Here is a 23,310-nt window from a genome sequence, read left to right on the forward strand (position 1 = left end):
CGGCGCGGAGCCGGCCCGCACGGCGTACGGCCGTGGCCTCACAGGCCCCTGCGTCACCTGCCGCACCACACCACGCAATGAATCGCCGTTTCGGCGGGCCAAGACGCAACGAAACATCCGGCTGAACGCAATGGTGACGCCTTGTACCGGCGGTTCGGCGGACCGTACCGTCTAGGCGTCCCGCCGATCGCCGGGCCGCCGCAGTGCCCGCGCCGGCCGCCCCGGTCCGCCCGTACGTGTCCTCCGAGGGGTCCCATGTCGTCGCTGCGCACCGCCCTGCTCCAAAGTTCGGGACGGCCCGGCGACGTCGCGTACAACCTGCGGGCCGTCGAGGACGCGGCGCGCGAGGCGGCGGCGGGTGGCGCCGGGCTGCTGGTCTGCCCGGAGTTGTTCCTGACCGGCTACGCTATTGGTGAGGATTTGCACCGGCTTGCCGAGGCCGTCGACGGCCCGGCCGCCCGGACGGTGGCCCGAATAGCCGCCGAGCACGGCATCGCAGTGCTCTACGGTTATCCGGAGCGGGATGGTGCGGCCGTGTACATCTCGGCCCGGCTGATCGGCCCCGCCGGGCAGCCGCTGGCGAACTACCGCAAGACCCACCTCTTCGGCTGCTTCGAGCGCGACTGGTTCACCCCGGGGGACGCCCCGGTCGTCCAGGCGGATCTGGACGGCCTGCGCGTCGGCCTGATGATCTGCTATGACGTGGAGTTCCCGGAGAACGTCCGCGCCCACGCGCTGGCCGGCACCGACCTGCTGCTGGTGCCCACCGCCCAGCTGCACCCCTTCCAGTTCGTCGCCGAGACGCTCGTGCCGGTACGGGCCTTCGAGAGCCAGCTCTACATCGCCTACGTCAACCGGACCGGCCCGGAGGGCGACTTCGAGTTCGTCGGCCAGAGCTGCCTGGCCGGGCCGGACGGCACCGTACGCGCCCGCGCCGGACGGGGCGAGGAAATGGTGTTCGGCGAGGTCGACGCCGGTCTCCTCAAGCGCTCGCGCGAGGACAACCCGTACCTCGCCGACCGGCGCCCCGGCCTCTACGGCTCGCTCACCTGACCCCGCCACCCGCCTGAACCACCCCCACAGCGGCGCCCCCGCGCCGCTCGCACGCCTGCCCGCGCGCACCCACCCCCCTCACGTACCTGCCTGCAAGGAGCCCGAACCGATGACCGTGCCCACCGCCGCACAGCACGCGGACGCCCAGCCGCCCATCACCATGTTCGGGCCGGACTTCCCGTACGCGTACGACGACTTCCTCGCCCACCCGGCGGGGCTCGGCCAGGTGCCCGCCACCGAGCACGGCAAGGAGGTCGCCGTCATCGGCGGTGGCCTGTCCGGCATCATCACGGCCTACGAGCTGATGAAGATGGGCCTCAAGCCCGTTGTCTACGAGGCGGACCAGATAGGCGGCCGGCTGCGCACCGTCGGCTTCGAGGGCTGCGACCCCGGGCTGACCGCGGAGATGGGCGCGATGCGCTTTCCGCCGTCCTCCACCGCCCTCCAGCACTACATCGACCTGGTGGGCCTGGAGACCAAGCCGTTCCCCAACCCGCTCGCGCCCGACACCCCGTCGACCGTCGTCGACCTCAAGGGCGAGTCGCACTACGCGCGCACCGTCGAGGACCTGCCCGAGGTCTACCACCAGGTCATGGACGCCTGGAACGCCTGCCTGGAGGAGGGCGCGGACTTCTCCGACATGAACCGCGCCATCCGCGAGCGCGACGTGCCGCGCATCCGGGAGATCTGGGGACGGCTCGTCGAGAAGCTCGACAACCAGACCTTCTACGGTTACCTCTGCGACTCCAGCGCCTTCACGTCCTTCCGGCACCGCGAGATCTTCGGCCAGGTCGGCTTCGGCACCGGCGGCTGGGACACCGACTTCCCCAACTCCATCCTGGAGATCCTGCGCGTCGTCTACACCGAGGCCGACGACCACCACCGCGGCATCGTCGGCGGCAGCCAGCAGCTCCCGCTGCGCCTGTGGGAGCGCGAGCCGGAGAAGATCATCCACTGGGCGCCGGGCACCTCGCTGTCCGCCCTGCACGACGGCACGCCGCGCCCGGCGGTCACCCGGCTGCACCGCACGGCGGGCAACCGGATCACCGTCACCGACGCGAGCGGCGACATCCGTACGTACGAGGCGGCCGTGTTCACCGCGCAGTCGTGGATGCTGCTGTCGAAGATCGCCTGTGACGACGCGCTGTTCCCCATCGACCACTGGACGGCGATGGAGCGCACCCACTACATGGAGTCCTCCAAGCTGTTCGTGCCGGTGGACCGGCCGTTCTGGCTGGACAAGGATGAGGACACGGGGCGGGACGTGATGAGCATGACGCTCACCGACCGGATGACCCGCGGCACCTACCTGCTCGATGACGGCCCGGACAAGCCGGCCGTCATCTGCCTCTCCTACACCTGGTGCGACGACAGCCTGAAGTGGCTGCCGCTGAACGCCAACGACCGTATGGAGGTCATGCTCAAGTCGCTCTCGGAGATCTACCCGAAGGTCGATATCCGGAAGCACATCATCGGCAACCCGGTGACCGTCTCCTGGGAGAACGAGCCGTACTTCATGGGCGCGTTCAAGGCCAACCTGCCGGGCCACTACCGCTACCAGCGGCGTCTGTTCACCCACTTCATGCAGGACCGGCTGCCCGAGGACAAGCGCGGTCTCTTCCTCGCCGGTGACGACATCTCCTGGACGGCGGGCTGGGCCGAGGGCGCCGTACAGACCGCGCTGAACGCGGTCTGGGGCGTGATGACGCAGTTCGGCGGCAGCACGGACGCGGCCAACCCGGGCCCGGGCGACCTGTACGACGAGATCGCGCCGGTCGAGCTGCCGGAGGACTGAGAACCGGCGGAGCCGCTTGCGGCAAGGGGCCGCGTACGGCGTTTCGTACGCGGTCCCGGCCCGTACGCGGCCCCCGTCAGCCCAGCGGCGTCAGCAGGCAGCGGCCCACCAGGCCCACGCCCGACCCGAGCCGCTCGGCGAACTCCTGCGCCGTCTCGGGCAGCCCGCGCAGGCTCCACAGCACCCGCGCCGCCGCCCACGCGCCGTCCCGGGCCATCTCCAGGCTCCAGGAACCGGCGAGGTGGGTGAGCGGATCGGCGACGTCCAGCAGGTCGGGGCCGGGCATCAGGCTCTCCCGGATGCGTTCCTCCAGGCCCGCGAGGAGATCGCCGACGCGGTCGAAATCCGCCGCCAGCGCGGCCGGTTCGCAGTCCAGGGCGCGGCAGGTGTCCACGACGGCCAGCGCCAGGTCGTGCCCGATGTGGGCGTTGATCCCCGCCAGCGCGAACTGCAGCGGCCGCACGCCGGGGTGCCGGCGCAGCTGGAACACCGGGCGCCAGCAAGCCGGCACGGTCAGGCCGGCGCCGGCCGCGTCCACTGCGGCGAGGTAGCGCCGGGCGAAGACCGCGTCCAGCTCGCCCGCCGCCATCGGGTCCTGGAAGCCGCCGGTGCCGAGGCGCCGAGCGATCTCCTCGGTGACGGACAGGTACACCCGGTTGAAGACCGCGATGCCGTCGGCGGGCGGGAGGGTGGCCTCCAGCACGCGCATCCGCGCGAGGGCTGCGGTCACCGAGGACGGGGGCGCGCAGGCGTGCGGGACCGGCGTGACCGGCCGGGCCGGGGGCGCGGCCGTCTTCGCCGCAGGGCCGCCGGGGGCCCGCTGAGTCGTCGTCATGCGCACAGCGTGACAGCCGGGCACGTACCGCAGAGGCGGCCCGGTGGTCCATGACCGGATCGGGGTAATCCGCGGCGTCCTCTTGCCCGTACGGCGCCGGTCCGACGATCACTGTTCAGCCAAAACCCCACCGGCGCTCGTCCGGACTGATTATTTTCGGCCTTCAACGAAGTGGTCCGCCTGCCAAGGGGCGGCCACACCCCGGAGGTTGAAGATGTCCCGAAGACTCGCCGCAGCCCTGTCCGCCTCGGCCCTGACCGTGACCGCGCTGCTGGCCGCCGCCGCCCCGGCGCAGGCCGTGCCCGCCGACAAGTCCAAGGTGCTGGCCGGCTGGACCCAGGCCGGCGCGGGCAGCTACGGCAGCTGGGTCGCGGCCCGCGGCCAGCAGGGGAAGTGGGCGGCGTACGCGTTCGACTGGAGCACCGATTACTGTTCCAAGTCGCCCGACAACCCGTTCGGCTTCCCCTTCGAAACCTCCTGCGCGCGCCATGACTTCGGCTACCGCAACTACAAGAAGGCCGGCACCTTCCCGGCGAACAAGCCGCGCCTGGACAGCGCGCTGTACGAGGACCTCAAGCGGGTCTGCGCCGGGTACGGCGGTGCGAAGAAGGCTTCGTGCAGCGCGCTCGCGTGGACGTACTACGAGGCGGTCAAGAAGCTCGGCTGATCCGGGGCCTCACTCCGTCGGCTTCGGCTTCTCCAGGCTCTGCGGATTCTCCGGGGCCGACGGCTCTCGGGGCTCCGTGTCCGCGTCGTACGCGCTGGTCCCCTCGTCGAGCAGCGGTCCCTGCTCCTTCAGGTGGGCGGGGGCCAGCGCGCGCAGCACGTGGTAGCCGGAGAGCACCACGATCGTGCCGAGCGCGATGCCGCCCAGCTCGAAGTTCTCGCTGACCTTCAGGCTGACACCGCCGATGCCGATGATGACGCCCGCGGCGACCGGCACCAGGTTCAGCGGATTGCGCAGGTCCACCTTGTTGTGCACCCAGATCTGCGCGCCGAGCAGGCCGATCATGCCGTACAGGATGACGGTGATGCCGCCCAGCACACCGCCGGGGATGGCGGCCACCACCGCGCCGAACTTCGGGCACAGGCCGAAGAGCAGCGCGAAACCGGCCGCCGCCCAGTAGGCCGCCGTGGAGTAGACGCGGGTCGCCGCCATCACGCCGATGTTCTCCGAGTACGTGGTGTTGGGCGGGCCGCCGAGCGCGGTGGAGAGCACCGAGCCGACGCCGTCGGCGGAGATCGCGGTGCCCAGCTTGTCGTCGAGCGGGTCGCCGGTCATCTCGCCGACCGCCTTGACGTGCCCGGCGTTCTCGGCGACCAGCGCGATCACCACCGGCAGCGCGACCAGGATCGCGGACCACTGGAAGGACGGCGCGTGGAAGGACGGCAGGCCGATCCACTCGGCCTTGCCGACGCCCGACAGGTCCAGCCGCCAGTGGTCGGTGAGCTGCCCGGCGCCGTTCACCGAGTGGATCTTGCCGAAGACCAGGTCGAGGAGCCAGGAGAGGCCGTACCCGAAAACCAGACCGAGGAAGATCGCGACGCGCGACCAGAAGCCGCGCAGACAGACCACGGCCAGCCCGGTGAAGAGCATGGTCAGCAGCGCCGCCCACTGGTCCTGCGGCCAGTACGTGCTCGCCGTCACCGGCGCCAGGTTGAAGCCGATGAGCATGACGACCGCGCCGGTGACCACCGGCGGCATCGCCGCGTGGATGATGCGCGCGCCGAACCGCTGCACCGCCACGCCGACCAGGAAGAGCACGACGCCGACGACGAGGACCGCGCCGGTCACGGTGGCGCTGGTGCCGCCCTGCGCGCGGATCACGGCGGCGACACCGACGAAGGAGAGCGAGCAGCCGAGGTAGGACGGCACCCGGCCGCGCGTCGCCAGCAGGAAGATGACGGTCGCGACACCCGACATCATGATGGCGAGGTTGGGGTCCAGCCCCATGAGGACCGGCGAGACGAAACTGGCGCCGAACATGGCGACCACGTGCTGCGCGCCGAGACCGGCGGTACGCGGCCAGGACAGCCGTTCGTCCGGTCTGACGACGGCTCCGGGGGCGGGGGTGCGCCCGTCGCCGTGCACGGTCCAGCGCACACCGAGGCCCATGAGTGCTCCACTTCTCCACATATGTCACAGGGGGGTCGGCCGGGCGGGGCGCCGGCCGGGCCATGTTAAGACGGCATAAGGCCGGCTCGGGCGGCCGGACCGGGCGGCCCGTGGTGTGGTGCTCCCCGCCCCGGCGGCCGGAGCATTTTAAGCAGCCGCTTACGATGGCCGTGTTCACTTCTTGAACAGTCAACAGCATCGGGCAGCGCCCGCAGCAGAACCAGGAGCACCAACCCGTGAGCGTCGAAGCCCTTGAGGCCGCCCCCGCCGTCCCGTACGGACAGCTGGTCCCCGTCACCGTGCACTTCGACGACCTCGACGCGCTCGGCATGCTCCACAACTCGCGCTATCCGCTGCTCGTCGAGCGCGCCTGGGCCGAGTTCTGGCACGGCCGCGGCTACGGCTTCGACGGCGACTGGGCGGCGGCCGGCGACATGTGCAACGTCATCAAGGAGATGAAGGTCTCCTACGAGCAGCCGGTCACCCGGCCCGGCTACTACGCCGCCCACCTGTGGGTCGAGCGCCTGGGCCGCACCGGCCTGACGTACGGCTTCCGGCTCTGCTCCGCCGACGGCGAGCGGACCTACGCGCGCGGCCACCGCGTCCTGGTGCGCGTCGACCCGCAGGCGCTGCGGCCCACCCCCTGGTCGGACCACGCGCGGGAGATAGCGACCGAGCTGCTGCACCCGGAGGCGCAGGCCGCCTGAGCCCTTCCGCTCACCGTTCCAGGCCGCCGGCCGGTACCGCCTCGCGTCCCGCGGCGCCGCGGCCCCGTACCCGCAGCACCCCGGCGCCCAGGACCAGCCCGCAGGCCAGCGCCGTGACCAGCAGGAACGAGCCGGTCAGTGAGGTCGCCTGGGCGATCGAGCCGATGGCGGACGGGGCGATCAGCCCCGAGGTGTACGTGATGGTGGCGACGCCCGCGATGGCCTGGCTGGGCGCCGGGCCGCTGCGCCCCGCCGCCGCGAACGCCAGCGGCACCACCACGGCGATGCCCAGGCCGATCAGCGCGAAGCCCGCCAGCGCCATGGCCGGATGCCGGGCCAGCACGATCAGCACGCCGCCCGCCGTCGCCAGCACCCCGCCGGCCCGCACGGTGCGCACCGGCCCGAAGCGGGCCACCACCCGGTCGCCCGCCAGCCGGGCGACCGCCATGGTGCACGAGAAGGCAGTGGTCGAGGCGGCCGCCAGGCCCGCGTCGGTGCCCAGCACATCGCGCAGATAGACCGCCGACCAGTCCAGGCTGGCGCCCTCCGCGAAGACCGCGCAGAACCCGACCGCGCCGATGATCAGCGCGGACTTCGGGGGCAGCGCGAAGCGCGGCGGCGGGTGCTCGTCGGGTGTGCTGCGCAGATCCAGCACGCCCCGGCAGGCGAGGGCGCCCAGGACGGTCGACACGGCGGCGGCGACCGCCAGGTGGAGCCGGGCGTCGGTGCCGGCGTGCGCCGCCGCGGTGCCGGCTGCCGAGCCGAGCAGGGCGCCCACGCTCCACATGCCGTGCAGTCCCGACATGATCGGTTTGCCGAGCCGGTCCTCGGTCTCCACCCCCAGCGCGTTCATCGCCACGTCCGCCATCCCCGCGGTGGCGCCGTACACCAGCAGGGCGCCGCACAGCCCGTACAGGTTGGGGGAGAGGGCGGGCAGCGCGAGCGAGAGCGTCCACAGGGCGAGCAGCGCGCGCAGCGCGGCGCGGGCGCCGAGGCGATGGCTGATCCGGCCGGCCAGCGGCATCGCGAGGGACGCGCCGATCGCGGGGAAGGCGAGTGCGAGGCCCAGCTGTCCCGCGCCGATCTGGACGTGCTCCTGGATCCAGGGGACGCGGGTGGCGAAGCCGCCGGTCACCGAGCCGTGGACGAGGAAGACCAGCGCGACGGACCAGCGGGCGCGGCGCAGCCGGGCCGGGGAGAAGCGCTGTTCTCGGGGCTGCTCGGGGGTTGGTGCGGGTGGGGGAGCCGCGTCGGGAACGCCTGTGCCATCCATGGGCGGCAAACTATCAGGGAGCCTGCCTGATAATAAGGGAATTACCTCGGCCCCCCCACGCAGCGACCTCCACACCAGGGGGTCTGGAAGGATCCGGGCATGGATGAGACGCGCGGAGCCGCCCCCGGCCGTACCGCCCCGGCCGCCACCCGCACCACCCCGCGTACCGCCTCACCGAGCACCGCGCGCGCCATCAACGACCGCCTGGCCCTCCGGCTCCTCCAGGCCGAAGGGCCACTGACCGCCGGTGAACTGAAGGCGGGCACCGGCCTGTCCCGGCCCACCGTCGCCGACCTCGTCGAACGCCTCCAGAGCGCCGGGCTGATCGCGGTGGTCGGCGAGTCGGGCGCCCGGCGGCGCGGGCCCAACGCGCGGCTGTACGGCATCGTCGCCGGCCGCGCCCACCTCGCCGCGGTGGACCTGCGCACCCACAGCGCCACCCTCGCGGTCGCCGACCTGCTCGGCCGGGTACTGGCCGAGGCGGCCGTCCCGGTCGGCCCGGACGCCGACCCCGGACAGGCCGCGGGGCACGGCGTGGCCACCCTGGAGAAGCTGCTCGGCGAGGCCGGAGCCGCCCGGCCGCACGTCGTCGCGGTCGGCGCGCCCGGCCTGGTCGACCCGGCCACCGGGCGGTTCGGCGGTACGGAATGGGTGCCCGCCTGGCACGCCGCGCTCGTCACGGCGTTCGGCGACCGGCCCGCCGCACCGGTCCTGCTGGAGAACGAGGTCAACCTCGCCGCCATCGCCGAGCAGCGGGACGGCGCCGCGCGCGACCGCGACACCTTCGTCCTGCTCTGGCTGGGCCACGGCACCGGCGCCGCCGTCGTCCTGGACGGCCGGCTGCGCCGCGGCGCCTCGGGCGGCACCGGCGAGATCGGCTTCCTGCCCGTACCGGGCACGGGCACGCTGCCCACGGCCGCGGGGTGCGACGGCGGCTTCCACTCGCTGGCGGGGTCGGCGGCGGTGTGCCGACTGGCCGCCGAGTGCGGGATCGAGGCGGGTCCGGGGGAGGGCGGGACCGGCACCGGTAACGCGGACGGGGCCGGCGCCCCGGCGGCCGAAGCGCTGGTGCGCGCCGCCGTCGAGGCGGGCGAGGCCGGTGCCGCCTTCCTCGACGCGCTGGCCGCCCGGGTCGCCATCGGCGCCGCCGCCGTCTGCGCCGTGCTGGACCCCGGCTGTGTCGTGCTCGGCGGCGAGACCGGCCGCGCGGGCGGTGACGCGCTGGCCGCCCGGGTAGCGGAGCGCCTCGCGCGGATGTCCCCGCTGCGTACCGAGGTACGGGCGGGGACGGTCGGCGGGCGAGCGGTGCTGCGCGGCGCGGTGCTCGCGGCGATGGACGCGGCCCAGGACGACCTGTTCGGACCCGCGGCCTGAAAGACGCTCTCGGGGCTACCGGGCTACCGGGCTACCGGGCTACCGGGCGTCCGCGGTCTGCCGTCCGGCCGCGGCACCGCTCCGCTCCGCCAGGAAGTCCGCGTACCCCACCGTGCCGTCCGCGTGCCGCAGTGTCAGGTTCTCGCCCCGCCGCAGCGCGCCGAACATCCCGCCCGGCAGCCACAGCGGTACCACCACCCGCCGCCGCCCGCCGGCCCGCAGGGTGTCCCGTACGAGATCAAGGGCGCTGCGGGCCTCGGGGCCGCCCAGGTCCGCCACCCGGCCCGCCGGCTCGCCGGACGCCAGCTCGGCCAGCCGGTCGGCGACCTCGCGCACATCCACCGGCTGAATCCGGACACCGGCCGGCACCGGCAGCACCGGCAGCCGCGCCCCGGCCTTGACCAGCCGCAGCACCAGGTCGTGGAACTGCGTGGTGCGCAGCACGGTCCAGCCGATCCCGGAGTCCGCGACCAGCCGTTCCACATCGAGCTTCGTCCGGTAGTAGCCCAGCGGGATACGGTCCACACCGACGATGGAGATGTAGACCAGATGCCGTACCCCGGCCGTCCGCGCCGCCTCGACGAGCCGGCCGGCCGCCTCGGTGTCACCGGTCGGCGCGGAGGCGCAGTGCACCACGGTCTCCACGCCCGCCACCGCCGCGGCCAGGCCCGTGCCGTCGCGCAGGTCGACCGCGTAGGAGCGCAGCCGGGGCCGTTCGGTGCCGGTGTGCGGGTGGCGGCTGAGGCTGCGTACGTCGTGGCCGGCGGTGAGCAGCCGGTCGACCAGGGCCCGGCCGAGCGTGCCGGTGCCGCCGGTCACCAAAATCGTTGTCATCGCGATCAGTCCTCGGGGTAGGGGACGGGGCGGCGGGCCGGAGTGTGACACCGGCGCCGCCCCTTGTGAGCCACTCCACAGCTCGCCGCCCGCATGGCCGACGATCAGACGTGGCAGACTGAAGCCGTACTGAATTGACATACGCAGCGCACTCCGGGGTCGGTGAAAGTCCGAACCGGCGGTAATAGTCCGCGACCCGGCCGCCTCCAGCGGCCGGTTGAGCAGGTGGAATTCCTGCACCGACGGTTAAAGTCCGGATGGGAGGCAGTGCGCGGCGGGCGAGCAGCGGTACACCGCCGCCGGCGGTCGTCCTCGTATTCACGAAAGGCGATCTCCTCTCCGGCCTCGGTGTCCCCGTTGTCCCGTTCCCGTTTTTCCTGTCCCTGGTGACAGCCCCGGAGTCCGTGCCCTGAGTGGCAGGAGGACCCGGTGGCCATCCCAGCCCCCGCGCAGACCGCGGCGATGCGCCGAGCCATCCAGCTTGCCGCCCGCGGACTCGGGCACACCAGCCCCAATCCCGTCGTCGGCTGCGTCGTCCTGGACGCCGCGGGCCGTGTCGTGGGGGAGGGCTGGCACGAGCGGGCCGGCGGTCCGCACGCCGAGGTCAACGCGCTGCGGGAGGCGGGTGAGCGGGCCAGAGGCGGTACTGCCTTCGTCACACTGGAGCCCTGTAACCACACCGGTCGCACCGGCCCCTGTGCCCAGGCCCTCATCGAGGCGGGCGTCGCCCGGGTGTACTACGCCGTCCCGGACCCGACCCCCGACGCCACCGGCGGCTCCACCACCCTCGCGGCGGCCGGCGTCGAGGTCGAGGGCGGCCTGCTCGCCGACGAGGCCGCCGCCGGCAACGAGGCGTGGCTGACCGCCGTACTGCGCCGCCGCCCCTTCGTCCTGTGGAAGTACGCCGCCACGCTCGACGGCCGGATCGCCGCCGCCGACGGCTCCAGCCGCTGGATCACCTCGGCCGAGTCCCGCGCCGACGTGCACCGGCTGCGCGCCCAGGCCGACGCGGTGATCGTTGGGTCCGGTACCGCCCGCGCCGACGACCCGCACCTCGGGGCGCGCGTCGCGGGCCTGGCCGACACCGAGATCAGCCAGCCGCTGCGGGTCGTCGTCGACACCGGCGCCGCCGTCGTCAAGCCCGGCGCCCGCGTCCTGGACGGCACCGCGCCCACCCTGATCGCGGTCGCCGAGGACGCCGACGCCGGCCACCTCGAAGGCCTCGCCCCGATCGTCCGGCTGCCGCGCGGCGCGGGCGGCACCGGGGTGCACCTGCCCGCCCTGCTCGACGCCCTGTACGAGCGTGACGTCCGGTCGGTGCTCCTGGAGGGCGGCCCGACCCTGGCCGGGGCCTTCCTCGCCGCGCGCGCCGTCGACAAGGTCGTCGGCTACCTCGCGCCCGTCCTGCTCGGCGCCGGTCCCGCCGCCCTCGGCGACGCCGGAATCGCCACGATCGACCAGGCGTTGCGCCTGGAGGTGACCGACACCGTCCGGCTCGGCCCCGACCTGCGCATCACCGCCACCCCAGCCCGCCACACCCTGCCCCCCTTGAACGAGGAGAACTGACGTGTTCACCGGAATCGTCGAAGAACTGGGTGAGGTCACCGCCGTCGAGAACCTCGGGGACGGCTCCCGGTTCACCCTGCGCGGCCCGCTCGTCACCGAGGACGCGAAGCACGGCGACTCGATCGCCGTCAACGGCGTCTGCCTGACCGTCGTGGAGACCGGCGAGGGCACCTTCACCGCCGATGTGATGGCCGAGACGCTGAACCGCTCCGGCCTGGGCGCGCTGGCCCCCGGCTCGCCCGTCAACCTCGAACGCCCGATGGCCCTCGGCGGACGCCTCGGCGGCCATCTCGTCCAGGGGCACGTGGACGGCACCGGCACGATCGTCGCGCGCACCCCCGGTGAGAACTGGGAGATCGTCAAGGTCGCGCTGCCCGCCGGGCTCGCCCGCTACGTCGTGGAGAAAGGCTCCATCACCGTCGACGGCGTCAGCCTCACCGTGGTCGAGGCGGCCGACGACTTCTTCACCATCAGCCTCATCCCCACCACCCTCGCCCTGACCACCCTCGGCAGCAAGCAGCCCGGCGACCCGGTCAACCTGGAGGTCGACGTCCTGGCCAAGTACGTGGAACGGCTCCTCGGCCGGGGGCAGGGCACCACGACGGCCGTCGCGGCCGTGGAAGAGAGCCTGCGGTGAACGCCCTCGGCTGGCTGAACGGGCCGGCGTTCACCGCCTTCGGGCAGCAGGTCATCTGGTCCGACATGATCGGCAACAGCATCGGCCTGGCCGCCCTCGCCTTCGGCTGGCGGCGCTCCATATGGACCTGGCCCGCCCAGTTCCTGTCCGGCCTGATCCTGGTCTCCGCGTACGCCTACGCCCACCTCAGCGGCGGCATCGGCAAGCAGCTGCTGGTCATCGGCGTGGCACTGTGGGGCTGGCGGCAGTGGCAGCGCGGCCGGCAGCAGGCCCAGGACGGCTCCATCGCCGTCCGCTTCGCCACCTGGCGCGAGCGCGGCTTCCTGATCGCCGGCACGGCGGTCGGCACCGCCGCCGTCGGCTCGCTGTTCGCCCTGGCGCCGCAGCTGTCCTGGAACCCCTGGCCCGACGCGTACATCTTCGTCGGCACCCTGGCGGCGATGGTCGCCCAGGCTCGCGGCCTGGTCGAGTTCTGGTTCGCCTGGCTGCTCGTCGACATCGTGGGCGTCCCCCTCGCCTTCAGCAGCGGCCTGGCCTTCTCCGGCCTGGTCTACGTCGTCTACCTCGGCCTGGTCCTGTGGGGCCTGCGCGACTGGTGGCTGCGTTCCCGTACGAATCCGCAGCCCGTCCTGGAAGGAGCGGCGGCATGACCGCACTGCAGAGCTGGTACGACCCCGAGGAGGCCGCCGCATCCGACGCCCTCCTGGCCCTGGACCCCGTCGAGCAGGCCATCGGCGACATCGCCGCCGGCCGTCCGGTCGTGGTCGTGGACGACGAGAACCGCGAGAACGAGGGCGACCTCGTCGTCGCCGCCGAACGGGTCACCCCCGAGATCCTCGCCTTCATGATGAGCGAGTGCCGCGGCCTGATCTGCGCCCCCATGGAGGGCGCCGAACTGGACCGCCTCGCGCTGCCGCAGATGGTCGAGCACAACACCGAGTCGATGCGCACCGCGTTCACCGTCTCCGTCGACGCCACCGCCGCGCACGGCGTCAGCACCGGCATCTCCGCGGCGGACCGCGCCACCACCCTGCGCCTGCTCGCCTCCGGCGAGGCCGCGCCCGGCGCCTTCGTACGGCCGGGGCACATCTTCCCGCTGCGCGCCCGCGAGGGCGGCGTACTGGTCCGCAACGGCCACACCGAGGCCGGCGTGGACCTCGCCCGGCTGGCCGGACTGCGGCCCGCCGCCGCCATCGTCGAGATCGCCGGCGAGGACGGCACGATGCTCCGGCTGCCGGAGCTGGTGCCGTTCGCCCGCAAGCACGGCCTGTCGATCATCTCCATCGAGGACCTGATCGCCTACCGCAAGAGCTCCGAACCGACCGTCCGCCGCGAGGCGACGACCCGGCTGCCCACCCGCTACGGCGAGTTCACCGCGTACGGCTACCGCTCCACCGTCGACGGCGTCGAGCACATCGCGCTGGTCGCCGGCGAGATCGGCGACGGCGAGGACCTCCTCGTCCGCGTCCACTCCGAGTGCCTGACCGGCGACATCTTCCACTCGCTGCGCTGCGACTGCGGCCCCCAGCTGGAGGAGTCGCTGCGGCGCATCTCCGAGGCGGGCCGCGGTGTGGTGATCTACCTGCGCGGCCATGAGGGACGCGGCATCGGACTGCTGTCCAAGCTGCGCGCGTACGAGCTCCAGGAACGCGGCCGCGACACCCTCGACGCCAACCTGGAACTGGGCCTGCCCGCCGACGCCCGCGACTACGGCGCCGGGGCCCAGGTGCTCGCCGACCTCGGCGTACGGTCGCTGCGCCTGATGACCAACAACCCGGAGAAGACCGAAGCACTGGTCCGGCACGGGCTCAAGGTCACCGGCCGGGAACCGATGCCTGTACAGGCGGGCGAACACAACCTGCGGTACCTGCGCACCAAGCGGGACCGGATGGGGCACGACCTGCCCTGGCTCGACGCGGACCGCGCGTCGGCCTGCGGCAACCAGTAGCACCGCGGCCGGAGCCCCGGCCGCCCCACCACGTACGTACACGAGCACCGGACCACGAGGAGAACCAGAACCGTGAGCGGCAAGGGCGCACCCGAACTGTCCGTGAAGAACTGTGGCGACCTGCGGGTGGCCGTCATCGCCGCGCAGTGGCACGAGAAGGTGATGGACGGCCTGGTGGACGGCGCCCTGCGCGCCCTGTCCGAGCTGGGCATCGACGAGCCGACGCTGCTGCGCGTGCCCGGCAGCTTCGAGCTGCCGGTGGTCGCCAAGGTCCTGGCGGGCCGCGGCTACGACGCGATCGTGGCGCTCGGCGTCGTCATCCGCGGCGGCACCCCGCACTTCGACTACGTGTGCCAGGGCGTCACCCAGGGCCTGACACAGGTCAGCGTCGACACCGGCGTACCGATCGGATTCGGCGTGCTGACCTGCGACACCGAGGAGCAGGCCCTGGACCGCGCCGGAATCTTCGGCTCCACCGAGGACAAGGGCCACGAGGCGGTGACCGCGGCCGTCGCCACCGCCGCGACGCTGCGCACCGTCGCCGAGCCCTGGCGCTGAGCGGGCCCGGGCGACCGCGTAGGGTGGGTCACATCATGTCCAAGAAGACGTTCGAGGAGCTCTTCACCGAGCTCCAGCAGAAGGCCGCCACCGGCGACCCCGCCACCTCCCGCACCGCCGAGCTGGTCCAGTCCGGCGTCCATGCGATCGGCAAGAAGGTCGTCGAGGAGGCCGCCGAGGTCTGGATGGCCGCGGAGTACGAGTCCGACGAGGCCGCCGCCGAGGAGATCTCCCAGCTCCTGTACCACCTTCAGGTGATGATGGTCGCCAAGGGCATCTCCCTCGACGACGTGTACGCCCATCTCTGAGCCGTCGCCCGGCCCCCGCACCACCGCTCTTCTCCTGTTTTTCCTGTCATCCCCCCTCCCGCACGAAGGAAGTCGTTCTCATGCTGCGCATCGCCGTCCCGAACAAGGGTTCACTGTCCGAGCCTGCGTCGGCGATGCTGCATGAGGCCGGCTACCGCCAGCGCAAGGACCGCAGGGAACTGGTCCTGGTCGACGCGGAGAACGAGGTCGAGTTCTTCTTCCTGCGCCCGCGCGACATCGCGGTGTACGTCGGCTCCGGCAAGCTGGACATCGGCATCACCGGCCGCGACCTGCTGCTCGACTCCGGCGCCCAGGCCGAGGAGATCATGCAGCTCGGCTTCGCCGGCTCGACCTTCCGCTACGCCACCCGCCCGGGCACGGCCCGGGAGGTCACCGACTTCGGCGGCATGACGGTCGCCACGTCCTTCTCCGGCCTCGTCAAGCAGCACCTCGCCGACAACGGCGTCAACGCCTCCGTCGTCCACCTGGACGGCGCCGTGGAGACCGCCATCCAGCTGGGCGTCGCCGAGATCATCGCCGATGTCGTGGAGACCGGCACCACCCTGCGCAACGCCGGGCTGGAGATCATCGGCGAGCCGATCCTGAAGTCCGAGGCGGTCGTCATCCGCGGCAAGGGCGCCCCCGAGGACGACCCGAAGGTCCGCCAGTTCCTCCGCCGCATGCAGGGCGTCCTGGTCGCCCGGCGCTACGTGATGATGGACTACGACATCCGCGTCGAGCACGTCGAGAAGGCCGTCGCCCTCACCCCCGGCCTGGAGTCGCCGACCGTCTCCCCGCTGCACCACGAAGGCTGGGTCGCGGTCCGCTCGATGGTCCCCTCCAAGGACGCCCAGCGCATCATGGACGAGCTGTACGAACTGGGCGCCCGCGCCATCCTGACCACCGGCATCCACGCCTGCCGCCTCTGACCCGGCGATCCGGCCGCCGCCGACGGGCGGCGGCCACAGCCGCCGCCGGTTCGCGCCGGCGGCCCGTACGAAAGAGCCCAGCGACGTGTCCGCGCCCGCATCCGCGCCCCTGCCCGCCCTCCCGGTGACCTTCCGGCCGGGCCGCACCCGTGCCGTCCTGTACGGCGTGGGCATCGCCCAGCTCGCCGTGCTGACGGTGATCGCCTTCCTGCTGCCGAAGCTGGGCGGCGGCGAGCGGATCAGCTTCGTGTTCACCGGCCTGCTCGTGCTCGGCGTGCTCCTGCTGCTCGCCCGCCCCAAGGTGGTCGCCCACGCGGAAGGCATCACCGTCGTCAACCTGACCACCAAGCGCGAGCTGGCCTGGGCCCAGGTGCTGCGGGTCAACCTGCGCCAGGGCGACGCCTGGGTGCACCTCGACCTGGCCGACGGCACCAGCCTGCCCGCGATGGGCATCCAGCCCGGCATCGCCCGCGACCAGGCCATCCGGGACGCCCGCACCCTGCGGGCGCTCGCCGAGAACCACGGCACCGGAAACCAGCCGGCCCGGTGACCCTGCCCGCATCCCGGCCCTGCTGATTACCCTGGTGCCCAGGGCGCGCCCCGCGCCCCGCCCCGCCAGCGGGCCCCTGCAACATGAGGAGTGACTCCCTCCAGCAATGGACGGATCGTCCGGTAGTACCTGCGCCGCCCCTCCACCGGAACCCCCGCGGCCGCGGGAATTCCCCCGCACGGAGGCGGCGGCATGACCGCCACACTGCTGCTGCTCGCGGCGGCACTCGTCCTGATCCTCGCCAACGGCTTCTTCGTCGCCGCCGAGTTCGGCCTGGTCACCGTGGAGAAGGCGGAGGCCGAACGGGCCGCCGCCGAAGGGGACCGGCGGGCCCGCACCGTCGTCGGCGCACTGCGCGAACTCTCCTTCCAGCTCTCCGGCACCCAGCTCGGCATCACCATCACCTCCCTGGTGGTCGGCATGCTCGCCGAGCCCGCCCTGGCCCGCCTGCTGTCCGCGCCGCTGACCGCCACCGGGCTGCCGGCCGGCGCCGTACCCGGTATCGCCGTCGTCATCGGGATGCTGCTGGCCTCCGCCGTGCAGATGGTCCTCGGCGAGCTGGTGCCCAAGAACTGGGCGGTCTCCAAGCCGCTCCAGGTCGCCCGCTTCGTCGCGGGCCCGCAGGGCGCCTTCTCGCGGTTCTTCCGCCCGGTGATCTCCCTGCTCAACACCGTCGCCAACCGGCTCGTACGGGCCCTGGGCGTGGAGCCGACCGACGAGCTGGCCTCCGCCCGCACCCCCGGCGAACTGGTCTCGCTCGCCCACCACTCGGCCCGCGCCGGGGTGATCGAGCAGGACACCGCCGACCTGTTCGTGCGCACCCTCTCCCTCGGCGGGCTGACCGCCGAGAACGTGATGACCCCGCGGGTACGGGTCAGTGCCCTGCAGGCGTCCGCGACCGCCGAGGACGTCCTCAACCTCACCCGCGCCACCGGCCTGTCCCGCTTCCCCGTCTACCACACCCGGCTCGACGAGGTGGTGGGCATGGTGCACCTCAAGGACGCCCTCGCGGTGCCCGAACACGACCGGCTGCGCACCCCGGCCGCCCGGATCGCCGTACCGCCGCTCCTGGTCCCGGCCACACTGCCGGTGCAGCCGCTGCTGGAGCGGCTGCGCAGCGAGCAGCCGATAGCCGTCGTGGTCGACGAGTACGGCGGCACGGCGGGCGTCGTCACCCTGGAGGACATCGTCGAGGAACTGGTCGGCGAGGTCCGCGACGAGCACGACCGGATCGACCTGCCCGAACTGGCCCAGGCGCCGCCCGAGGAGGGCCGCCCCGCCTGGGACGCGGACGGCGGCTGCCGGACCGACACGCTGCGGCGGATCGGCCTGGACACCCCCGACGGCCCGTACGAGACCGTGGCGGGCCTGGTGGCCCACATACTCGGGCGGGTGCCCGCCCCCGGCGACACCGCCGAGCTGGACGGCTGGCGGCTGCGGGTGCGGCTGGTGTCCCACCACCGCGCCGAGCGCGTCCGGATCATACGGACCGCGGGCGCCGCGACGCCCGCCCCGCTGCCGGCGGAGGTGGCCCGGTGAGCTTTCTGCAACTCCTCTTCGCCGTCTTCCTGGTCCTGGTCAACGGCTTCTTCGTGGGCGCCGAGTTCGCCCTCGTCTCGGTACGCCGCAGCCAGATCGAACCGCTGGCCACCGCGGGCTCCAAACGGGCCCGCAAGGTGCTGCACGGCCTGGAGAACCTGCCGCAGATGATGGCGGCGGCCCAGTTCGGCATCACCGTCTGCTCCCTGACGCTCGGCGCGGTCGCCGAACCGACCGTCGCCCGCCTCCTGGAGCCCCTCTTCCACGCGGCCCGGCTGCCCGAGCCGCTGATCCACCCCCTCGGTTACGTCATAGCCCTGGCCGTGGTGGTCTTCCTGCACCTCGTCATCGGCGAGATGGTCCCGAAGAACCTGGCGATGGCCGCCCCGGAGAAGACCGCGCTGTGGTTCAGCCCCGGCCTGGTCGCCTTCGCCCGGCTGTGCCGCCCGGTCACCGCTCTGCTCGGCGCGTGCGCGCGCGGTGTGCTGCGGCTGTTCCGCGTCGAGCCGAAGGACGAGGTCGAGGCGGTCTTCACCAGCCAGCAGCTCACCGACCTCGTCGAGGACTCCAAGCAGGCCGGCCTGCTGGCCCCCGCCGAGCAGGAACGCCTCTCCGACGCGCTGGAACTGGGCAGCCGGCCCGTCACCGACGTCCTCCTCGACCCGGCCGGGCTGGTGACGGTCGATCCTGCCGTCACCCCGCGCCGGGTCCAGGAACTGACCGTCAAGACCGGTTACTCCCGCTTCCCGGTGTCCGCGCCCGGCGGCGCCTACATGGGCTACCTGCACGTCAAGGACGTACTGGACCTGGAGGAGGGCGACCGCGCGGTGCCGCAGCACATCTGGCACCCGATGACGACACTGCGCGCCGAACTCCCCCTGGACGACGCCCTGACCGCCATGCGCCGCTCCGCCTCCCACCTGGCCGCCGTCGCCGACGCGACCGGGCGGGTGCTGGGACTGGTCGCCCTGGAGGACGTACTGGAGAAGCTGGTGGGGGAGGTGCGCGACCCGGCACACCGGCAGGACCTGCCCGCCGTTCCGCAGCTCGGCGGCGCACCGGGCACCCGCGTCCCCGAGGTACCGGCCGACCGCCTCTCCGGCCCACGCGCCGAACCGGGACCGTCCCGGGAGGACCGGGCGCTGGCGAGGTGATCCTGACCTGATGGAGGTGTGAGCCCGCGGTGGTGTCCGCGGGCTCAGAGCCTGTCTTTGAACCCCCGTCGTCCGCCCGAAGGGCGCAGGCGGGGGTTCAAAGACAGGCTCTCAGGCCGTTTCGGGCCAGTCCCAGCCGAGTTGCGCGAACATGCCGAGCCGGTCGCTGACTGCCCGGATCTCCGTGATTCTTCCGTCCCGGACGGTGAAGATCCATATCTGTTCCACCGCGAAGCGCCGGTGCGTGGGCCGGGGCATCCGTGGGTGCGCGCCGGTGTGCACCCCGCTGACGAGCAGTCGGGCCACCACGCGGTTGCCTTCGGCGATCAGTTCACGGGGTTCCATGCGCGCCTCGGAGAAGGCGTCGAGCTGCTGCCGGAAGCCGTCGAAGGCCGCGCCCGGCTCGTCCGGTTCGCCGTGGATGATCTTGTTGTGGTCGATGACGTCCGGGGCCGGGAATGCGGGGAAGTCGCCCGTCCGCCGGGCGTTGACCGCCGCGAAGAGGCCGGTGACGACGCCGCCCTCTCGATGCGCCGCCTGGGCGCCGAACTCGGCGTCGAGGCCATGACGCTCTATCACTACGTCCCGAAGTGGAACACGGCCTGCGTCTGCTGCGGGACGCGGGCTTCCCCCTCGGCCGGGCGCTGGACGTACTGAACGCGCTCACCGTCTTCGTCGTCGGGCACACCGCCGTGGAGGCGGCCACCGCCCGCGTGAACGAAGCGGGCGCGCCCGGTTCAACGGCGTACCTTGCGCAGTTGGACGCCGACCGCCTCCCCCTGCTGGCGGAGGCCGGGCGGGACGGCCACGGGGCCGATGACGCGGCGCGCTTCCACTACGCCGTCCAGGCCATGCTGGCGGGGTTCGACGCCGTGCCGCGCTGACCACGCCGCGACGGGGCGCCCGCCCAGCCGGGCGCCCCTCCCGTACATCAGAGCGGCGGTGCCTCCGGCCCCGGGCCGGTGGCCGGGCCGCGGCCGGAGAGGACTTCGCCGTATGCCTGCATCAGGTCGGGCAGCCGCAGCGTGGCCAGGTCGTCGCGGGACGGTATGCCGGGCCAGGTGGACAGCCGCAGGTCGCGGTAGGCGCAGCTCTTCTCGTACAGGGTGCGCAGGAAGCGGCCGTTGCCGAGTTCGTCGATCCAGCCCTGGTCGACGACGTGGGCGCTGATGCTGCGCAGTTCCTCCAGGGACTCCTCGTCCCAGTGGTCGCCGTTCTCGGCGGCCAGTACCTCGCCGATGGCGGTCAGCTCCGGTGGCCGGTAGCTCGGGAAGTCGACGCGTGAGGTGAAGCGGGAGGACAGGCCGGGGTTGGCGGCCAGCAGGCGGTCCATGCCCTCCGGGTAGCCGGCCAGGATGACGACGAGGCGGTCGCGGTTGTCCTCGGCCCGTTTGAGGAGGACCTGCAGGGCCTCGTCGCCGTACGCGTCGCCCTTGCTGTACGCCGAGTTCGACAGGCTGTACGCCTCGTCCACGAACAGCACCCCGCCCAGCGCCGAGTCGATCAGCTCGTTCGCCTTGACGGCGGTCTGGCCCAGGAACTCGCCGACCAGGTCGGCCCGTTGCGCCTCGACGAGATGGTCGCCGCCGAGCAGGCCGAGGGCGTAGAACACCCGGCCGAGTATCCGGGCCACGGTGGTCTTGCCGGTGCCGGAGGGGCCGGAGAAGACGAAGTGTCGTTTCGGCGGCTGCACCGGAAGGCCCTGGCCCGCCCGCAGCCGCGCCATGCGCAACTGCGCCGACAGCGCCATGACCTGACGCTTCACCGGCTCCAGTCCGACCATCCGCTCCAGCTCGGCGAGCGCCTTGTCCAGCAGCACCGGGTCGGACGGGCCGGCGGGGAGCTGGTCGGAGCCGCGTGGACCGCCGGTCGCGGCCTTCTCCCGTACGGCCGGGCCGGCGTCCCCCGGCGAACCGCCCGCCAGCTCACCGTCCGGGCCCTCCGGCTCGGTCGTGGCCAGCAGTTCCCGCCCGTCCACCGGGTCGAGCGGGGAGAGCGGGTCGAGGTCGCCGCCCGCCTCCTGGCCGAAGGCGGCGGTGACGGCCGCGAGGTCCGTGCCCTCTTCCAGGCCGTCCCCCTCGGCGATGGCCGCGAGCCGGGCCGAGGTGTCCATGAACGCCGGGTCGACCCGGTGCACCGAGCGGTACAGCGGCAGCGCGGCGGCGCTGCGGCCGGTGCCCTCATGGGCGCGGGCGAGCCAGTACCGCAGCTCCTTGCGCTGCGGCTGCTCGCTGCGGCAGCGCATCAGGGCGGCCGACAGCAGCGGCTCGGCCTGCCCGTACATTTCCTGGCGCACCCGCGCCATGCCGCCGAAGAGACCGGCCTCGATGCCCAGCAGCGGATCGTCGAGCAGCGGTTCGGTGTGCCGTACGAGCTGGTCCCAGTCCTTGACCAGGTAGGCGCGGCAGGCGTGCAGGAAGCGCACCTGCGGGTCGGTGTCCACCGGCGGGCAGCCGGCCAAGGCCTGGTCCAGCTCGGCGACATGACGGCCGTCGAGCCAGTGCGAGGCGTGCGCCAGCAGCAGGTCGCGGCCGGTCTCAAGCACCGGCTGCACCCACCAGCCCAGCCAGTACCAGGAATTGAGTGTGCGCCGGTGCCGGGCGCGCTGTTCCCCGAAGCGGTCGCGGTGCCGGTGCATGTGCAGCAGCGCGGTCGAGGTGTCCGCACGCAGTGCGTGCAGGCCGAGCCAGCCGTCGGCCATCGTCGGATCCATGTGCACCGCGGCCCGGAACTCCTCCTCGGCCTGCGGGTACGCGCCTACCGTGTAGGCGTCCACCGCGCGCAGCCAGGCGAGTTCGGCCGGGGCGTGTGTGCCCTGGGTGCCGAATTCCATCACGTCCCCCATAAAGCGTCCCCCGTGGTGTGCCGCCGGGCGAGTGCCAGGCCACAGCGTGTTCGAACGAACCGGCGTGCTCGGAGCGGCAGTTGCAGGTCGCCCCCGGCTCTTCCACTGCGTCCTTCGGTGGCACGGACTCGCATCGTACCTGCGGTATCGGTGCAGGCCGAAGGGGGCGGTACGGGGGAAGGCGAGGCTCCGCGGCGCGAAGGGAGCGGTGACATAGGGTGAGGGGGCGGACGGTGCACGGCGCGCGAAGAGCGTCCGGCACAGAACGAAGCCCCCGATCACGGGGGAACAACCGGGGGCTTCGCGTCTGCGGGCGGTCCGTCAGAACCGCACATTGAGAACGTAAGTCCTGTACGCCCCCCAGGTCAAGCCGAGTTGAGGCAGTCGGCGGTACGCGTAGGGCGACGATCTGCGTACCGCCTGTGGTCCGTCACGTACGGTGATGGTTCAGGGGGTACCGCTCGCCTCACCAGGCCCCCGCAGCACCTCGTACCCCTCGGTGCGCGCCCGTACCAGCAGACCGGCGTGCGGACGTGAGGGGTCCGCCGCGAAATGGGCGCGCTCCGCCGGAATCCAGTCATCCCAGAACGCCGCGAGGGCCGGTCCGTCCCGCAGCCGTCCCCGTTCCCAGGAGTGACCCGCCGTCAGGTCCATCCACAGCAGGCACGCCAGGAACGGGCGCAGGGCGCGGCGGCCCGCGCCCACGCCCTCCACGATGACGGCGTGCGCCGGTGCCAGCTCCTGGCGCACGGCGAACTCCCTGCGCTCCCAGTCGTACACCCCGTACCGCGCGCGCTCCCCGCGGGACAGCGGCTCCAGGACTTCGGTACGGAAACGCTCCGTCCAGTCGAACAGTTCATCGTGTGTCGCGATGTCGTCCAGACGGACGACGGGGGCGCCGCCGAGCGCCGCCGCCAGGTGCCGCGCGAAGGTGCTCTTGCCGGACCCGGCGTGGCCGTCCACCGCGATCAGCCGGACCGGGCCGCAGGACGGGGGGAGTGCGCGCAGCCGGCTGGCGAGCCCGGGCGGGAACGGCGGAATCGGCTCTTGACGCACGCTGCTGCCTGTCTGACGTGACCGGTGGGACGCGGCAAGATTACCGGTACGGGGCATATGCGCCCGGTGGGTCCCCGGGGCCCGCGGGCCGCCGGTCCCCAGAGCTCGCGGACCGCCGGTCCCCGGGGCGCCCGCGCCCGCGCGCGTGCCCCGGCTGCCGCAAATAGCTGATCCCTGTCGCGACGCGCGACGAACGGCTGGCCGAAGCGCGTGCGCGGGGGCAATAGTTGAGC

Annotated in this window: 23 protein-coding genes and 1 riboswitch; of the genes, 16 read left to right on the plus strand and 7 right to left on the minus strand. The window is 72.9% G+C overall.

The annotated features are described in order from the left end of the window. Nucleotides 1-255: 255 nt before the first annotated feature. On the plus strand, nt 256-1,053 hold the full coding sequence (locus tag ACZ53K_RS09840; protein WP_468833517.1) for a carbon-nitrogen hydrolase family protein: 798 nt from the start codon (nt 256-258) through the stop codon (nt 1,051-1,053). Between the two features lie 109 nt (nt 1,054-1,162). Further along, nucleotides 1,163-2,848 (plus strand): flavin monoamine oxidase family protein, encoded by a 1,686-nt coding sequence (locus tag ACZ53K_RS09845; RefSeq protein WP_468833520.1) that lies wholly within the window; start codon nt 1,163-1,165, stop codon nt 2,846-2,848. Between the two features lie 76 nt (nt 2,849-2,924). On the opposite strand, the gene ACZ53K_RS09850 is transcribed toward ACZ53K_RS09845, so the two are convergent. After that, nucleotides 2,925-3,683, minus strand: a complete 759-nt coding sequence (locus ACZ53K_RS09850; RefSeq protein WP_468833522.1) for a DUF5995 family protein — start codon at nt 3,681-3,683, stop codon at nt 2,925-2,927. Nucleotides 3,684-3,897: 214 nt separating this feature from the next. On the opposite strand from ACZ53K_RS09850, the gene ACZ53K_RS09855 reads away from it, so the two are divergent. Continuing rightward, entirely contained in the window at nt 3,898-4,350 is a 453-nt protein-coding gene (locus tag ACZ53K_RS09855; RefSeq protein ID WP_468833525.1) for a phospholipase, read from the plus strand. Nucleotides 4,351-4,359: 9 nt separating this feature from the next. Here ACZ53K_RS09855 and ACZ53K_RS09860 read toward each other — a convergent pair whose 3' ends face one another. Then, entirely contained in the window at nt 4,360-5,799 is a 1,440-nt protein-coding gene (locus tag ACZ53K_RS09860; protein ID WP_468833527.1) for a uracil-xanthine permease family protein, read from the minus strand. A 236-nt stretch (nt 5,800-6,035) separates the two neighbouring features. Here ACZ53K_RS09860 and ACZ53K_RS09865 point away from each other — a divergent pair, with 236 nt between their 5' ends. Further along, nucleotides 6,036-6,506, plus strand: a complete 471-nt coding sequence (locus ACZ53K_RS09865) for an acyl-CoA thioesterase (protein WP_468833528.1) — start codon at nt 6,036-6,038, stop codon at nt 6,504-6,506. Nucleotides 6,507-6,516: 10 nt separating this feature from the next. Here ACZ53K_RS09865 and ACZ53K_RS09870 read toward each other — a convergent pair whose 3' ends face one another. Then, the gene (locus ACZ53K_RS09870) at nt 6,517-7,779 is read right to left on the minus strand and encodes an MFS transporter (RefSeq protein WP_468833531.1); all 1,263 of its coding nucleotides are present in this window, start codon (nt 7,777-7,779) and stop codon (nt 6,517-6,519) included. Between the two features lie 99 nt (nt 7,780-7,878). On the opposite strand from ACZ53K_RS09870, the gene ACZ53K_RS09875 reads away from it, so the two are divergent. Then, nucleotides 7,879-9,153, plus strand: a complete 1,275-nt coding sequence (locus ACZ53K_RS09875) for an ROK family transcriptional regulator (RefSeq protein WP_468833533.1) — start codon at nt 7,879-7,881, stop codon at nt 9,151-9,153. 39 nt (nt 9,154-9,192) lie between these two features. Here the strand turns inward: ACZ53K_RS09875 and ACZ53K_RS09880 are convergent, their stop codons facing one another. Next, the gene (locus tag ACZ53K_RS09880; protein WP_468833535.1) at nt 9,193-9,987 is read right to left on the minus strand and encodes an SDR family oxidoreductase; all 795 of its coding nucleotides are present in this window, start codon (nt 9,985-9,987) and stop codon (nt 9,193-9,195) included. A 144-nt stretch (nt 9,988-10,131) separates the two neighbouring features. Further along, a riboswitch (FMN riboswitch) is annotated at nt 10,132-10,262 on the plus strand. A 154-nt stretch (nt 10,263-10,416) separates the two neighbouring features. Here ACZ53K_RS09880 and ribD point away from each other — a divergent pair. From ribD to ACZ53K_RS09930, 10 genes are all read left to right on the plus strand, one after another. Next, a complete protein-coding gene (gene ribD / locus ACZ53K_RS09885; RefSeq protein WP_468833538.1) occupies nt 10,417-11,553 on the plus strand; it encodes a bifunctional diaminohydroxyphosphoribosylaminopyrimidine deaminase/5-amino-6-(5-phosphoribosylamino)uracil reductase RibD in 1,137 nt (378 codons plus the stop codon). 1 nt (nt 11,554) lies between these two features. After that, nucleotides 11,555-12,190 carry a riboflavin synthase gene (locus tag ACZ53K_RS09890; RefSeq protein WP_468833540.1) on the plus strand — a complete coding sequence of 212 codons (636 nt, stop codon included), beginning with the start codon at nt 11,555-11,557 and terminating at the stop codon, nt 12,188-12,190. Beyond that, complete coding sequence (locus ACZ53K_RS09895) at nt 12,187-12,840, plus strand: nicotinamide mononucleotide transporter family protein (RefSeq protein WP_468833543.1); 654 nt, start codon at nt 12,187-12,189, stop codon at nt 12,838-12,840. Before ACZ53K_RS09890 ends, ACZ53K_RS09895 begins: the two co-directional genes overlap by 4 nt. Beyond that, entirely contained in the window at nt 12,837-14,138 is a 1,302-nt protein-coding gene (locus ACZ53K_RS09900) for a bifunctional 3,4-dihydroxy-2-butanone-4-phosphate synthase/GTP cyclohydrolase II (protein WP_468833545.1), read from the plus strand. The genes ACZ53K_RS09895 and ACZ53K_RS09900 overlap by 4 nt, the downstream gene beginning before the upstream one ends. 72 nt (nt 14,139-14,210) lie before the next feature. After that, nucleotides 14,211-14,696 carry a 6,7-dimethyl-8-ribityllumazine synthase gene (ribH, locus tag ACZ53K_RS09905; protein WP_003986918.1) on the plus strand — a complete coding sequence of 162 codons (486 nt, stop codon included), beginning with the start codon at nt 14,211-14,213 and terminating at the stop codon, nt 14,694-14,696. A gap of 35 nt (nt 14,697-14,731) precedes the next feature. Further along, entirely contained in the window at nt 14,732-15,004 is a 273-nt protein-coding gene (locus tag ACZ53K_RS09910) for a phosphoribosyl-ATP diphosphatase (RefSeq protein WP_398347178.1), read from the plus strand. 80 nt (nt 15,005-15,084) lie between these two features. After that, on the plus strand, nt 15,085-15,933 hold the full coding sequence (hisG, locus tag ACZ53K_RS09915; RefSeq protein ID WP_468833548.1) for an ATP phosphoribosyltransferase: 849 nt from the start codon (nt 15,085-15,087) through the stop codon (nt 15,931-15,933). A gap of 85 nt (nt 15,934-16,018) precedes the next feature. Continuing rightward, on the plus strand, nt 16,019-16,483 hold the full coding sequence (locus ACZ53K_RS09920) for a PH domain-containing protein (protein WP_468833550.1): 465 nt from the start codon (nt 16,019-16,021) through the stop codon (nt 16,481-16,483). A 192-nt stretch (nt 16,484-16,675) separates the two neighbouring features. After that, nucleotides 16,676-18,022 (plus strand): hemolysin family protein, encoded by a 1,347-nt coding sequence (locus tag ACZ53K_RS09925; protein ID WP_468833551.1) that lies wholly within the window; start codon nt 16,676-16,678, stop codon nt 18,020-18,022. Further along, nucleotides 18,019-19,176 (plus strand): hemolysin family protein, encoded by a 1,158-nt coding sequence (locus tag ACZ53K_RS09930; protein ID WP_468833553.1) that lies wholly within the window; start codon nt 18,019-18,021, stop codon nt 19,174-19,176. Before ACZ53K_RS09925 ends, ACZ53K_RS09930 begins: the two co-directional genes overlap by 4 nt. Nucleotides 19,177-19,287: 111 nt before the next feature. Here ACZ53K_RS09930 and ACZ53K_RS09935 read toward each other — a convergent pair whose 3' ends face one another. After that, nucleotides 19,288-19,755: an ester cyclase gene (locus tag ACZ53K_RS09935; protein ID WP_468833555.1), complete on the minus strand. Its 468-nt coding sequence runs from the start codon at nt 19,753-19,755 to the stop codon at nt 19,288-19,290. Nucleotides 19,756-19,766: 11 nt separating this feature from the next. Here ACZ53K_RS09935 and ACZ53K_RS09940 point away from each other — a divergent pair, with 11 nt between their 5' ends. Then, nucleotides 19,767-20,060, plus strand: coding sequence for a TetR/AcrR family transcriptional regulator C-terminal domain-containing protein (locus ACZ53K_RS09940; protein WP_468833557.1), 294 nt, complete (start codon nt 19,767-19,769; stop codon nt 20,058-20,060). A 47-nt stretch (nt 20,061-20,107) separates the two neighbouring features. Here ACZ53K_RS09940 and ACZ53K_RS09945 read toward each other — a convergent pair whose 3' ends face one another. Further along, entirely contained in the window at nt 20,108-22,009 is a 1,902-nt protein-coding gene (locus ACZ53K_RS09945; RefSeq protein WP_468833559.1) for an AAA family ATPase, read from the minus strand. A 459-nt stretch (nt 22,010-22,468) separates the two neighbouring features. Continuing rightward, entirely contained in the window at nt 22,469-23,077 is a 609-nt protein-coding gene (locus ACZ53K_RS09950) for a uridine kinase family protein (RefSeq protein WP_468833561.1), read from the minus strand. Nucleotides 23,078-23,310 lie beyond the last annotated feature (233 nt).

This window comes from Streptomyces sp. NPDC033221 (assembly GCF_055577005.1).